Below are 14078 nucleotides of genomic sequence, written 5' to 3'. Positions count from 1 at the left end.
TGTCATATAAATATTACTGAAAAATAAAACTTAAAGGAGAAAAAATGTTAAACGCAGTAGCAAACAAAATATTCGGAACTTCTGATGAGAGAGAAGTAAGAAAATTAATGAAAAAGGTAGACGCGATAAATGCCCTTGAGCCAAAGATAGAAAAACTTACAGATTTTGAACTGAAAGGAAAAACAGAAGAGTTCAAAATAAGATTTGAAGGCGGGGAAGATCTTGACGATATATTGCCGGAAGCTTTTGCCGTGGCAAGAGAAGGGGCAAAAAGAGTACTTCGAATGCGTCATTATGATGTGCAGTTAATAGGAGGAATGATTCTGCACAGCGGAAGAATAGCAGAGATGAAAACCGGAGAAGGAAAAACCCTGATGGCGACACTTGCTATTTATCTGAATGCACTTTCAAGCAAAGGTGTACATATAATTACGGTAAATGATTATCTGGCACAAAGAGATATGGAGATAATGAGACCTCTGTATAATTTTCTCGGACTGTCAGTAGGGGTAATAATAAACGGAATATCAAATGAAGAGAGAAAAAGAGCTTATGCATCTGATATTACTTATGGTACGAATAATGAATTCGGTTTTGATTACCTGAGAGATAATATGGTTCATAATATCAAAGAAAAAGTACAAAGACTGCATCATTATGCAATAGTCGATGAGATAGATTCGATTCTGATAGATGAGGCAAGAACACCTCTTATAATTTCGGGAGCAGCAGAAGAAACTACACACTGGTATAATGTTTTTGCGAAAGTAGTACTGCAGCTGAAAAGAAGTGTGAAGACAGAAAAAATAAAAGATAAGAAAAATACTGTGATACCTGAGGAAGACTACGAAGATTACGAAGTGGATGAAAAAGGACACAATGTAACAATGACTGAAAAAGGTATAAAGAATGTAGAGAAAATTCTGAATATAGAAAACCTTTATTCACCGGAGCATGTAGAGCTTACCCACTTTCTGGCACAGGCATTAAAGGCTAAAGAACTGTTTAAGCTGGACAGAGACTACATAATAAATGAAGATGACGAAGTAATAATAGTAGATGAGTTTACAGGAAGACTAATGGAAGGAAGAAGATATTCCGACGGTCTTCACCAGGCTATAGAAGCTAAGGAAAATCTGGAAGTAGCCGGGGAAAATCAGACTCTTGCTACAATTACACTGCAGAACTATTTCAGAATGTATGAAAAATTGTCGGGAATGACGGGTACTGCAAAAACAGAGGAAGATGAGTTTAAGCAGATATACAAGCTGGGTGTTGTGGCAATACCTACAAATAAGCCTGTTATAAGAAGAGATTTTTCTGATGTTATTTACATTACAAAAAGAGCAAAATATAATGCAATAGTAGAAAAAATAAAAGAACTTTATGAGAACGGACAGCCGGTACTGGTAGGTACGGCTTCAATACAAAACTCCGAGGATCTGTCAAAGCTGCTGAAAAAAGCAAGGATTCCGCATGATGTACTGAATGCAAAGCAGCATACAAGAGAAGCTGAGATAATAGCACAGGCGGGAAGATATAAAGCAGTAACAATAGCGACAAACATGGCCGGAAGAGGAACGGATATAAAACTGGGCGGAGATCCTGAATCTCTTGCACTAAAAACTGCTGAAAGAGGAACTCCTGAATTCAGGGAACTGGTAGATCAGTATCAGATTGAATGTGAGGAAAATAAGGAGAAAGTCATAGCAGCAGGAGGATTATTCATACTGGGAACAGAGAGACACGAGAGCAGACGTATAGATAACCAGCTTAGAGGACGGGCAGGACGTCAGGGAGATCCGGGAGCATCAGAATTTTATCTGTCTCTTGAGGATGATCTGATGAGACTGTTCGGCGGAGACAGACTGCAGAATATGATGGCTTCTCTGAAAGTAGAAGAGCATGAGGAAATAAGAAATAAATTCATTACAAAAGCAGTAGAAGGAGCACAAAAAAGAGTAGAAAGCAGAAACTTCTCAATAAGAAAAAATCTGCTGGAATATGATGATATTAATAATAAACAGAGAGAAGTAGTCTACGCGCAAAGAGATCTTGTTTTGAGAAATGAAGATCTGAAAGACCTGATTATTTCCATGATGAAAGAAACAGTAGAGGATTTAATTGATAACGCTCTTTCGGGAGATTCAAGAGAGGACTGGAACTTTGATTATCTGGTGGATAATTTGAGAGATAATTATAATTACCATGTTCCGGAGCTGTATCTTGATATGGAAAAAAATAAAATGAAAGCTGAAATTATTCAGGATCTTCTTGACAGATATAATAACAAAGAGCGGGAAATCGGCTCTGATCAGTTTAGAGATGTGGAAAGATACATAATGCTGGAGGTATTGGATCAGAGATGGAGAGAGAACCTGAAAAATCTTACTGAATTACGTGAAGGAATTTATCTGAGATCATACGGGCAAAAGAATCCGATTAATGAGTATAAAATAATAAGTACCGATCTTTATAATGAAATGATAGACGGTATAAAAAGAGAAGTAAGTTCATTTCTGATGAAGCTGAGATTCAAAACAGAAGAGGAGATGGAAGCTGAGGAAAGAGCACAGAGTCTTCAGGCTCCCCATGCAGAAATAGAAGAAGCCGAGGAAGTGGAAGATGCACTTGAGAAGGCGGAAAGTGAAATGCTTCATGTTTCAAGAAAGAAAAGAAGAGAACTGGAAAGACAGAATCATAAAGGAAGAAGGTAGCAGTAATGGTAGATCTTCATATGCATTCTCTATATTCAGACGGAACTTTCAGTGTTTCTGAATTAGTGAAAAGATCCGGTGAAAAGGGTATAAAAATATTGTCGCTTACAGATCATGACACTGTGGAAGGACTTGCCGAGGCTGCGAAAGAGTGCATAGAAAATAACATAAAATTCATAAACGGAATAGAGATATCTACAGAATATAAAGGAAAAGAAGTACATATACTCGGTTATTTTATAGATGAGAAAGATAAAAGCCTGATAGATTTTTCTAATGAAATGAAACAGGCAAGAATCAACAGAAATGAAAAAGCTATAAAAATACTGAATAATCATGGAATAGAGATTACGAAAGAGGATACATTCCGTGAGGCAGAAGGAGTAATTATAAGCAGAACACACCTGGCAAGAGCTCTGATAGCCAAAGGTTACGTAAAAGATGTAAAGGAAGCATTTAGCAAATATCTGGGATCAAACGGACTTGCCTATGTTCCAAAATCAAATCTGAATCCTTTTGACGGAATAGAGATAATAAAAAAAAGCGGAGGGTTGGCGTTTTTAGCCCACCCTAAGCTTATAGGACTGGAAGAAGAAGACTTTGTCCGGCTTGTGAAGGATATGAAGGATCATGGACTGGATGGAATAGAAACATACTATTCCCTATTTTCAAAGGAAGATATGAAATACTTTGAAAAAATAGCAGAAAAATTTTCTCTTATAAGAAGTGCCGGGTCTGATTTTCACGGTGAAAATAGAAAAGGTGTGGATATTGGAGATAATTATGCACCAAAAGAACTTTTTTACATCTGGAATGAGCTTTATGAACAAAAAAACAAGCATTAGTACTTTGGATCAAACTAAGCGGATCGATGTATCAGACCAAAGGAAGAATTTCAAATCTTCCTTTTTAACTAAATGAATGAAAACAGAAAGGTGTAATAGAATATGAAAATATATTTTGCAGGCTCGGTAAGAGGCGGAAGAGAAAAAAGAAAAGAATTCGAGATGATAATAGGAAAATTAAAGGAATATGGTAAAGTTCTTACAGAGCATATATCAGAGCCTGAAGAGGAAAAATTCGTTTATCATCAGACAGACAGGGAAATATATGAGCAGGATATAAACTGGCTTAGAGAAAGTGACATAATGGTCGCGGAAGTATCGATACTTTCTATAGGAGTAGGCTATGAAATCGGTTATGCCGATGCAATGGAAAAAAGGGTAATATGTCTTTACGATCAGAGCTCTGAGAAAAAGCTGTCGGCTATGATAAGAGGAAACCAAAAAATAACAATACTTGAATATACTGATATAAATGAAGCAATGGAAAGATTGGCTAAAATATTTGCCGGGGAGGTATAAAAAATGATAATAGTTACTGGAGCAGCAGGATTTATAGGAAGTGCCTTTGTATGGCAGCTGAATGAAATGGGAATAGAGGATATCATAGTTTCGGATAAGCTCAGAACAGAGGAAAAATGGCTGAATCTTGCCAAGAGAAAATATTACGACTGGGTTGATAAGGATAAGCTGTTTGATTATCTGGAAACAACAGCTGAGAAGATAACAGCGATTATTCATATGGGAGCATGTTCTGCAACAACTGAAAAAGATATGGATTTTCTTATGGAAAATAACTATGAATATACAAAAAAACTTTGGGATTATTCGGTAAAAAATGATGCGGTTTTCATATATGCAAGCAGTGCTGCTACATATGGAGACGGTGAGCTTGGCTATGATGACGAAATAGGTCTTGAAGGGCATAATGCACTAAGACCGTTAAATAAATACGGTTATTCCAAAAAGATTTTTGATGTATGGGCTTTAAAGCAGGAAAAAACTCCGAAAAAATGGTTCGGACTAAAATATTTTAATGTATACGGACCTCAGGAATATCATAAAGGAAGAATGGCAAGTATGGTTTTTCATGCTTTCAATCAATATAATGCAGAAAAAGAAGTAAAACTTTTTAAATCGCATAAAGACGGATATAAAGACGGATATCAGCTTAGAGACTTTGTATATATAAAAGATGTTACGAATGTAATGTACTTTCTTATGAAAGAGATCAATGCCCCTAGCGGTGTTTATAACCTTGGAACAGGCAGTGCAAGAGCTTTCTATGAATTAGCTAAATCTACAGTGGAAGCAGCAGACGGAGATGCAGGCAAGATTAAGTTTGTAGATATGCCTGAGGATTTGAGAGGAAAGTATCAGTATTTTACAGAGGCAAAGATAGATAAATTGAAAAAAGCCGGTTACAGCAGAGATTTTACCTCTTTGGAAGACGGAGTAAAAGATTATGTACAGAATTATCTTATGAAAGAGGATAAGTATCTGTAAAAATAAATGATAAAGCAGTATTAGCATTACTACATGCCGGATGGATTTTGATCAGACAGATCTGGACTAAAAAGTCATAGAACGGACCATGTATCATAAAAACTGAGAAAATAAAATTTTATTATCAGCGTTTATAAAAAGATAATAAAATATGTAAACAATTTTAGGTGATTCATTACAAGGAAAAATTAAAAATTGAAAAGGTATATACTTTTATCAGAAATGCATGGCAAATTTCTATTGACAATATAATAATATATGTTTATACTATGATTATATATGCAAATAGACGAAATTATAATAAAAAATCTCATCCCAAAATAAAAAACTGTTTTAGAAAAACATGTCAATAGTTAATATTTTTTTAAGATAATGAAAGAATTAAACAAGGAGGTGATTGTATAAAATAAAAAATTTAACTGAATATATTTGACAATCTGTCATAATTTTTTTAATTATGTAGAATTAATGATGATCATATTTTAAACTGGAGATTATCAGGTCATTTTGTATTATGAAAAATTTTTTGTTAGGATTATTTTAGAAGTATGGAACTATAATTTATTTAAACTTAAGGGAGAAAAACTATGGATGATAAGGTTGGTAAAGTATTTAACTATGTACAGGAAAAAATTTTGACGGGCGAATGGGATATAGGAGATAAAATAACACCGGAAATATCTCTTTCCAAAGAATTAGGCGTCAGCCGGTCAGTAGTAAGAGAGGCTATAAAAAAATTTGTTGCGCTAAACATACTTTCGAGAACACAGGGCGGTGGGACTTATGTAAACAATTTAACGCCGAATATTTATTTTAATGATATTATACCGAATATTTCACTTAATTTGGACGGATATCTCGAAATACTGGAAGTGAGAAAAGCTCTGGATCCGCTTGCAGTCAGTGTGGCAATGGCTAATAACTGCAGCATTTTGACAGCGGAACTGATACCGATTGTAGAAAAAATGATGGAGCATAAAGATTCAGACAGGGAATTCAACGAATGGGATATGGAATTTCATAAAAAAATTGCAGAATGTACTGATAATGAACTAATGACTAGATTATATGATATAATATCGCAATTATTAAAAATTCACGGACGAAGAAATATTGATAAAGATAATAGCGAGAATCAGGACAGACTTGAAGAACATATAAAAATTTTGAATGCAATAAGAGAAAATGATATTGAAACAGCAAAGATTTTTTCTGTAAGACATGTAGAAAGCTCAATAAATGAAGTTAAGGAAAATATGTAAGACTGCTGCACCTGATTGAAATTAATAATTCGGGGATAAGAAAAAATACAGAATTAAATTGACAAAATATAGAATTTATCTTATAACTAAAGAATATTATATTCCAATAAGGAGGAGTAAAAAAGTGAAAGTAGTAGCAGCAATAGATTCATTTAAAGGCAGTATGACATCATTGGAAGTAGCAGCAGCATTTGAAAAAGGTGTAAAAAAAGTATATAAGGATGCCGAATTCATAAAAATTCCTCTTGCAGACGGCGGGGAAGGAACGGTAAAAGCACTGATAGATAATCTGGACGGAAAAATGGTCAATATTAAGGTGAAGGATCCTTTGATGCGTGATATAGATTCATTTTACGGCATTTCTGGAGACGGGAAAACAGCAGTAATAGAGATGGCAGCAGCAAGCGGACTCCCGCTTCTCAGCCCGGACGAACGCAATCCTCTAAAAGCTACGACATTCGGAACAGGAGAGCTGATAAAAGATGCTCTTGAAAAAGGATGCCGGGAGTTTATTATAGGAATTGGGGGAAGTGCGACTAATGATGCAGGTACAGGGATGCTTTCAGCTCTTGGATATATATTTCTGGATGAAAACGGGAATGAATTGGAACCAAACGGAGAGAATCTTATTAATATAAAAAGTTTTAAGGATGATAAAGTCATGAAAGAAGTGTCAGAAGCAAAATTTCTGATTGCATGTGATGTGGACAATCCTTTTTACGGAACTAACGGTGCCGCCCATGTATACGGGAAACAAAAAGGTGCTACCGGTGATATTATAAAAATACTTGATGACGGCATGAGAAATTTTTCAAATGTAATAGAAAAAATAAAAAAAACTGATATTTCAAATATTTCCGGTTCAGGAGCAGCAGGAGGACTTGGAGGAGCATTTACAGCCTTTTTTAATTCAGAATTGAAACCAGGAATAGATATCATTACTGAAAAAATAGAATTGGAAAATAAGATAAACGGTTCGGACTATGTTATTACGGGAGAAGGAAGAATAGATTTTCAGTCGGCGATGGGAAAAACACCGTCAGGAGTGGCAAAGCTGGCTAAAAAATACGGAATTCCTGTTATAGCAATAGGCGGAAGTGTTGATGATGAGATAGGTAATATATATGACTGCGGTATTACAGCAGCTTTTTCAATAATAGATTCACCGATGACTCTTGGTGAAGCTATGGATACAAAAAATGCACAAAGACTGGTAGAAAAAACAGCAGAACAGATATTCAGACTTATAAAACAGAATAAAAAAAATTAATATATAAAGAATTGCTTCAAAATAGATTTTGATATAAAATTATTGAAATAAAAAAATATTTTGAGACAGTTCTTTTTTATATTTAAAGAGAATTAGTTCATATTCTGTATAAATATACGCAGAATTTTTTTATTATTCACATTATTTTCACATTGAAATAATATTATGTATATAAGCAGTATAATATTTTTGTTAATGTAGTTAATCCGGGAGTTTTTGGTAAAAAGTTTTGAAAATAGTATTATATACTGCGGGTAAATGCAAGAAAAAGGGTTTTGAAGAGAATGTTTCAGAATTTATGTGAGAATACTGAAACAGCTGAAAGAGAAACCTTATCTCCTAAATTTACACCTAAAAGGGGTTGGCAGCTGCCAAGCCTCTTTTTTTGACAGAAATAATAATTATAAAATAAAAACAGCTGTTTTTTTCTTACCAGCTGTTTTATATTTATATTTTATGCTTTTTGAAATATTTTGTATGCAGTAATTCGTGGGATCTGTGGCTTAAAGGCTCTCCGAAATACTCTTTATATAGTTTTATAATATAAGGATTCTCATGGGATTTTCTGATTTTTTTAGATTCGTCTTCAGTTTTGAGCGCCTCGGTTCGCTTCTTTAGTATAGCAGTATTCCCGTGATGGTAAGGCTGTCCGCCGCCGCCGATACATCCGCCTTTACAGGCCATTATTTCTATAGCATGGTATGCAGATTTTCCGGCTCTTACTTCCTCAAGCAGCTTGCGTGCTTCTCCCAGACCATGAGCAATTCCGATTTTCAGCTCCAGATCGCCGATTTTTACATCAGCACTTCGAACTCCTTCAAATCCTCTGACCTGAGTATAATCAATGTCCTGCAGATCTTCTTTGGTATACCAGTCAGCAGCTGTTCTGAGCGCTGCTTCAATAACTCCCCCTGTTCTTCCGAAAATAATACTTGCACCTGTTGATTCTCCGAGAGGATTATCAAACTCTTCATCTTTCAGCAGATTAAATTCTATATTATATTGTTTTATTAATTTTGCAAGTTCCCTTGTAGAAAGAACGATATCAGTATCATAGTCATTTCCTATTGAAAATTCATCACGGCTTGCTTCGTATTTTTTTGCAAGACAAGGCATAACAGAAACAACCACAAGGTTTTTTCTGTCTACACCCAGCTCCTGAGCGTAAACATTTTTTACTACGGCACTGAACATCTGCATAGGAGATTTTGAAGTGGAAGGAACATCCAGAAGGTCGCTGAAATTATGCTCAAAAAAGTTTACCCATGCAGGACAGCAAGAAGTAAGTATAGGAAGTTTTACACTGGTGTCACCGTCAAGATGCCGTGTTAATCTGTCTAAAAATTCGGAAGCTTCTTCCATTATAGTAAGATCAGCACCAAAATCTGTATCAAATACCTTGTCAAAACCAAGACCGCGCAATGCTGCCACCATTTTACCCGTAACAAGTGTTCCCGGCTCCAGCCCGAATTCTTCTCCGAGTGCTGCCCTTACCGAAGGAGCAGTCTGGACAATGACTGTTTTTTCCGGGTCTCCCAAAGCTTTGACAACATCCCATGTAGCATCATTCTCTACCAAGGCTCCTGTGGGACAGACGGCAGCACACTGTCCGCAATATGTGCATACAGAGTCACTCAGATTTATTTCCATAGCAGTGGCAATAACAGATTCAAACCCTCTGTTTATAGCAGATAATACTCCTACAGTCTGTACTTCATTGCACATTGTTTCACAGCGGCGGCACATAATACATTTATCCATATCACGGATAAGGGATTTTGAGATATCCAGTCTGTAAGCAGACTGTTCTCCTTTCAGCTTTATATCTCTTATAGAAAATTTATCAGCAAGGCTCTGCAATTCACAGTTTCCTGATTTCTGACAGGTCAGGCAGTCTTTCGGGTGATCTGAAAGAAGTAATTCCAGCATTGTTTTTCTGGTTTTCAGTGCTCTTACAGAGTTAGTACTGACTGTCATTTTATCAGAAGCAGGAGTAACGCATGCAGGAGCAAGATTTCTTCTGCCTTCTACTTCTACAAGACACATTCTGCAAGAAGACGGGGTATTTACACAGCCGAAGTCTGAAAGATTCAGGTAACAGAGAGTAGGAATACTAATGCCGACACTTTTAGCTGCAGCAAGTATGGTAGTGCCTTCAGGTACTTCCACAGTTTTATGATCTATAGTAAGGGTGATTAAATTATGTTTCATAAATATCCTCCTTTTTGGGATTCAGTTAATTGTGCAAACTGACATGCTTTATAATTAATCTCTGTTAATTGCATGAAATTTACAGGCCTCATAACATGAACCGCATTTAATACACTTTTCGGCATCAATATAATGTCTTTGTTTCGGGCTTCCGGTAATGCAGGATTCGGGGCAGATTCTTGCACAGAGCGTACACCCTATACATTTGTTGTTTATTACATATTTTATCAAAGCTTTACACTGTCCGGAAGGGCATTTTTTATCTCTTACGTGGGCGACATATTCATCCCAGAATTTTTCAAGAGTAGAAAGAACAGGATTTGGAGCTGTCTGTCCCAAGCCGCATAATGCAGAATCTTTTATAATTAGTGAAAGCTCTTTTAGTGTATCCAGATCATCCTCAGTTCCTTCACCATCAGTTATTCTTTTTAATATTTCAAGAAGTCTTTTATTTCCTATTCTGCACGGAGTACATTTTCCGCAGGATTCATCCACGGTAAAATCAAGGTAGAATTTTGCCACGGCAGGCATGCAGTTATCTTCATCCATAATAATCATACCTCCGGAACCCATCATAGAGCCTTTGGCAACAAGATTGTCAAAATCAATGGGAGTATCCAGATCATCCATAGTAAGACAGCCTCCTGACGGTCCTCCTGTCTGGACAGCTTTGAATTTTTTGCCGTTTTTGATTCCGCCGCCGATTTCGTATATAATTTCTCTTAGTGTAGTTCCCATAGGGACTTCTATAAGACCGGTATTGTTAATTTTTCCGGCAAGGGCAAATACCTTTGTTCCCGGTGAATTTTCAGTACCAAAGGATCTGAACCATTCTGCGCCTTTTTTTATAATAACCGGAATATTAGCTAAAGTTTCCACATTATTTACATTGGTAGGAGAATTTTTATATCCTCTTTCTGCGGGAAACGGCGGTTTATTAACAGGCTCCCCTCTTTTTCCCTGCATGGAACGTATAAGAGCGGTTTCTTCGCCGCAGACAAAAGCACCGGCACCATATTTCAGCTGAATATCAAAATTAAAATTGGTATTATAAATATTTTTCCCGAGAAAGCCGTGATTTTTTGCATCTTTTATAGCTTTAGCAAGGATTTTCATTGCATTAGGGTATTCTGCCCTGATATATACAAGACCATATTCAGCTCCGATGGCATAACCGCAGACAGCCATAGCTTCCACAATGGAATGAGGATCACCTTCGAGGATAGATCTGTCCATAAATGCTCCGGGATCACCTTCATCAGCATTACAGACTACATATTTTTTCGGTGCCTTATTATGAAGTGCTATTTCCCATTTTTTTCCAGTAGGAAAGCCTGCACCGCCGCGGCCTCTGAGTCCTGATTTTTTGATGATTTCCACGACTTCTTCTGGAGTCATTTTCAAAGCTTTGTCCAAAGCAGTATATCCGTCAGCTAAAACATAGTCGTCTATATTTTCTGGATCAATAATACCACAGTTTCTGAGAGCAATTTTTTTCTGTTTTTTATAAAAGTCCATATTTTTAGGTTTGCTTATTTTTTCTTTGGTAAGAGGATTGGTGTATAAGAGTTCTTCGATTTCCTGATTTTTTAAGAGATGTTTGTCTATAATTTTGTCAACGTCATCCAATGTTATTTCAGTATAAAAGATTTTATCAGGGAGGATTTCTACTATAGGGCCTCTGGCACAAAAGCCGAAGCAGCCTGTTTTTGTTACGTTTATTTCGTTATCCAGCCTCATTTCTTTCATCCTGCTCTGAAATTTATCCAGAATAATGTCATTTCCCGAAGTGAGACAGTTTACTCCACAGCAGACAAGTACCTGTTTTTTGTAATTTCTTTCCTTGGTAATACTGCTTCTCATATCTTCGAGTCTTTCAATAAGTTCGTCACGGGGCATATACTTCACTCCCTTCACATATATTCACTAACAATATTTTTTACTTCACCTGCTTCAACTTTTTTGTATACTTTCCCGTTTACCAGCACCACAGGGGCGATTCCGCAGGCACCTATGCAGCGCAGCACATCCAGTGAAAATTTTCCGTCGGGAGAGGTTTCGCCTGCTTTTATTCCAAGCCTGCTTTGAAACTCATCTAGTACCTTTTCTGCTCCTCTGACGAAGCAGGCTGTTCCCAGACAGACGGATATTGCAATATCTCCTTTGGGAATCATGGTAAAAAATGAATAAAAACTAACGACGCCGTAAACACGGGCAAGGGGTTCATTGAGTTTGTCGGCGATAAATTCCTGTACCTCTTTGGGAAGATAACCGAAGATTTCCTGAGCTTTATGTAAAACTGTGATTAATGCTTCCTCCTTGGTATCCAGTGAATTTATATAAGACTCCAGCTCCCTGAATCCGTTTTCTTTTAATCGGTTTGGACACATACTTATCAACCGCCTTTTCTAGAAATCTTTATAAATAGAAACAATTTATTTTCATATCAGGTAAAATACAGTCTGTAATAAATTATAGGCTCAAAATTTTTTTATTGTCAAGAACAAATATTCCTTTGCTTTACATATGTAAAGTAAATTAGGTCTATAATATTAGATTATAAGATCGTGTAAATTATTTTTATATACATACTTTTTGAAAATAAAGTTTGAAAAAAACTTCAAAATATGATAAATTAAATATCAAAGGTGACAAGACAGAAGAATATACAGTGTGAAATGAGGTGTAAAATTTTGGATAATCAGGAAAGAAGAAACCAAATATTGAAAATATTAAATGAATCTTCTGAAAGTGTAAAAGGAAGTGCTTTGGGGAAAAAATTTAATGTTTCAAGGCAGGTAATAGTACAGGATATATCTCTTTTGAGAGCAACCGGAGAGGATATCATAGCTACTCCGAACGGATACATAAAGCTCAGGCGGGAAGGAGTTCTTAATACTATCGTCTGCCGTCATTCAGGAAAATATGAGCTGGAGGACGAGCTGGGAATAATAGTAAATCATGGTGGGAAAGTACTGGATGTATTTGTGGAGCATGGTGTTTACGGTGAGGTAAAAGGAAATCTGAATATAAGAACTAAAGATGATATTGAAAAATTTATGGAAAAACTGGAAGCATCAAGAGTAGAGCCTTTATGTTCACTTACTGACGGACTTCATATGCATACCATTGAAACAACGAATAAAGAGAGCTTTGAGAAAATAAAAAACGAGCTGCTGAAAAAAGGATATTTGATAATATAAAAATTTTTTATATACAAAAGGAGAAGAGAATTGAAAAAACAAGAAGCAGGATTTTTGAACAATACTTTGGTAAAAATTTTGAACGGGATGGCACTTGGGTTAATGGCGTCACTGGTGACAGGGGTAATACTGAAACAGATCGGAACATATCTGAATATTCAGGAATTAATTATGTTTGGGCAGGTAGCACAGTATATGATGGGACCGGCTATAGGTGCAGGTGTGGCATTATCACTGGAAGCACCGCCACTGGGAGTTTTTGCATCTGTAGTATGCGGAATGCTCGGTGCAGGAACTATTAAATACGGAGGAAGCTCATATATACTGGCATCGGGAGAGCCGGTAGGGTCGCTTGCAGCCAGTGTGGCAGGAGCACTTGCATCAAAAGCAGTATTTGGAAAAACCAAGTGTGATATTATTGTTGTTCCGGGAATTACTATCATAGCAGGCGGTGTGATAAGCATATTTGCTTCACCCTATATCAGCAGATTTATGATGCTTATAGGAAACATAATAAATAAATCTACTAATCTAAATCCTCTGCCTATGGGAATTCTTGTGGCATTAATAATGGGAATAATAATAACTTCTCCGATAAGCAGCGCAGCTGTGGCAATATCTCTAGGTCTGTCAGGACTGTCGGCTGGTGCTGCGACTATAGGATGTGCCTGTCATATGGTGGGCTTTGCAGTGGCGGGATATAAAGACAACGGATTTAACGGTCTTATTTCACATGGACTGGGAACTTCAAAGCTTCAGATGGCGAACAGTATAAAGAATCCCCTTATTCTGGTTCCTCCGATGGCAGCTTCGGTAATACTCGGGGGAGTAGGTGCAGCAATATTTAAAATGGAAAATAATAAAATAGGTGCAGGAATGGGTACAAGCGGTCTTGTGGGGCAGTTTACTACATTTGAAGTGATGGGAGAAAAGTCTCTTATTCCCATGCTTCTTCTGCATTTTATATTTCCGGCGGTAATAGCTCTTTTAGTATCAGGTATTATGAGAAAAACTGGACTTATAAAACAAGGGGATATGAAAATATAAAAAATATTTTTTTTATTCAC

Annotated in this window: 11 protein-coding genes; 8 read left to right on the top strand and 3 right to left on the bottom strand. The window is 36.4% G+C overall.

Annotation, left to right across the window (positions count from 1 at the left end; genetic code table 11):
- Positions 1-44: 44 nt before the first annotated feature.
- The 6 genes from secA to STERM_RS17795 all read left to right on the top strand — a co-directional run bounded on the left by secA (position 45) and on the right by STERM_RS17795 (position 7597).
- Positions 45-2717: a preprotein translocase subunit SecA gene (secA, locus tag STERM_RS17820; protein ID WP_012863023.1), complete on the top strand. Its 2673-nt coding sequence runs from the start codon at positions 45-47 to the stop codon at positions 2715-2717.
- A gap of 5 nt (positions 2718-2722) precedes the next feature.
- Positions 2723-3562, top strand: a complete 840-nt coding sequence (locus tag STERM_RS17815) for a PHP domain-containing protein (RefSeq protein ID WP_012863022.1) — start codon at positions 2723-2725, stop codon at positions 3560-3562.
- 102 nt (positions 3563-3664) lie between these two features.
- Positions 3665-4081, top strand: coding sequence for a nucleoside 2-deoxyribosyltransferase (locus tag STERM_RS17810; RefSeq protein WP_012863021.1), 417 nt, complete (start codon positions 3665-3667; stop codon positions 4079-4081).
- Positions 4082-4084: 3 nt separating this feature from the next.
- Positions 4085-5065, top strand: a complete 981-nt coding sequence (gene rfaD, locus STERM_RS17805; protein WP_012863020.1) for an ADP-glyceromanno-heptose 6-epimerase — start codon at positions 4085-4087, stop codon at positions 5063-5065.
- Between the two features lie 587 nt (positions 5066-5652).
- Positions 5653-6327: a FadR/GntR family transcriptional regulator gene (locus tag STERM_RS17800; RefSeq protein ID WP_012863019.1), complete on the top strand. Its 675-nt coding sequence runs from the start codon at positions 5653-5655 to the stop codon at positions 6325-6327.
- 124 nt (positions 6328-6451) lie between these two features.
- Positions 6452-7597, top strand: coding sequence for a glycerate kinase family protein (locus STERM_RS17795; protein WP_012863018.1), 1146 nt, complete (start codon positions 6452-6454; stop codon positions 7595-7597).
- Between the two features lie 447 nt (positions 7598-8044).
- Here STERM_RS17795 and STERM_RS17790 read toward each other — a convergent pair whose 3' ends face one another.
- Genes STERM_RS17790 through STERM_RS17780 form a run of 3 tightly spaced genes read right to left on the bottom strand, consistent with a single transcriptional unit; the run spans position 8045 to position 12198 of the window.
- Entirely contained in the window at positions 8045-9808 is a 1764-nt protein-coding gene (locus tag STERM_RS17790) for an NADH-dependent [FeFe] hydrogenase, group A6 (protein WP_012863017.1), read from the bottom strand.
- A 54-nt stretch (positions 9809-9862) separates the two neighbouring features.
- Complete coding sequence (locus STERM_RS17785) at positions 9863-11671, bottom strand: NADH-quinone oxidoreductase subunit NuoF (protein ID WP_244407292.1); 1809 nt, start codon at positions 11669-11671, stop codon at positions 9863-9865.
- Positions 11672-11721: 50 nt separating this feature from the next.
- Entirely contained in the window at positions 11722-12198 is a 477-nt protein-coding gene (locus STERM_RS17780; protein ID WP_012863015.1) for an NADH-quinone oxidoreductase subunit NuoE family protein, read from the bottom strand.
- Between the two features lie 288 nt (positions 12199-12486).
- Here STERM_RS17780 and STERM_RS17775 point away from each other — a divergent pair, with 288 nt between their 5' ends.
- Positions 12487-13011 (top strand): transcription repressor NadR, encoded by a 525-nt coding sequence (locus tag STERM_RS17775; protein ID WP_211205112.1) that lies wholly within the window; start codon positions 12487-12489, stop codon positions 13009-13011.
- Between the two features lie 54 nt (positions 13012-13065).
- Positions 13066-14058 carry a PTS sugar transporter subunit IIC gene (locus STERM_RS17770; RefSeq protein ID WP_041311013.1) on the top strand — a complete coding sequence of 331 codons (993 nt, stop codon included), beginning with the start codon at positions 13066-13068 and terminating at the stop codon, positions 14056-14058.
- Positions 14059-14078 lie beyond the last annotated feature (20 nt).

The organism is Sebaldella termitidis ATCC 33386 (genome assembly GCF_000024405.1).
Classification (GTDB): Bacteria; Fusobacteriota; Fusobacteriia; order Fusobacteriales; family Leptotrichiaceae; genus Sebaldella; species Sebaldella termitidis.
Note: the sequence above shows the minus strand (reverse complement) of the source record. Positions and strands in the feature narration are given on the sequence as shown.

Bases quoted from the DNA above. Each gene is read 5' to 3' on its own strand.
- secA (WP_012863023.1), top strand. From the start codon at position 45: ATGTTAAACGCAGTAGCAAACAAAATATTCGGAACTTCTGATGAGAGA.
- STERM_RS17815 (WP_012863022.1), top strand. From the start codon at position 2,723: ATGGTAGATCTTCATATGCATTCTCTATATTCAGACGGAACTTTCAGT.
- STERM_RS17810 (WP_012863021.1), top strand. From the start codon at position 3,665: ATGAAAATATATTTTGCAGGCTCGGTAAGAGGCGGAAGAGAAAAAAGA.
- rfaD (WP_012863020.1), top strand. From the start codon at position 4,085: ATGATAATAGTTACTGGAGCAGCAGGATTTATAGGAAGTGCCTTTGTA.
- STERM_RS17800 (WP_012863019.1), top strand. From the start codon at position 5,653: ATGGATGATAAGGTTGGTAAAGTATTTAACTATGTACAGGAAAAAATT.
- STERM_RS17790 (WP_012863017.1), bottom strand. From the start codon at position 9,808: ATGAAACATAATTTAATCACCCTTACTATAGATCATAAAACTGTGGAA.
- STERM_RS17785 (WP_244407292.1), bottom strand. From the start codon at position 11,671: ATGAGAAGCAGTATTACCAAGGAAAGAAATTACAAAAAACAGGTACTT.
- STERM_RS17780 (WP_012863015.1), bottom strand. From the start codon at position 12,198: ATGTGTCCAAACCGATTAAAAGAAAACGGATTCAGGGAGCTGGAGTCT.
- STERM_RS17775 (WP_211205112.1), top strand. From the start codon at position 12,487: ATGAGGTGTAAAATTTTGGATAATCAGGAAAGAAGAAACCAAATATTG.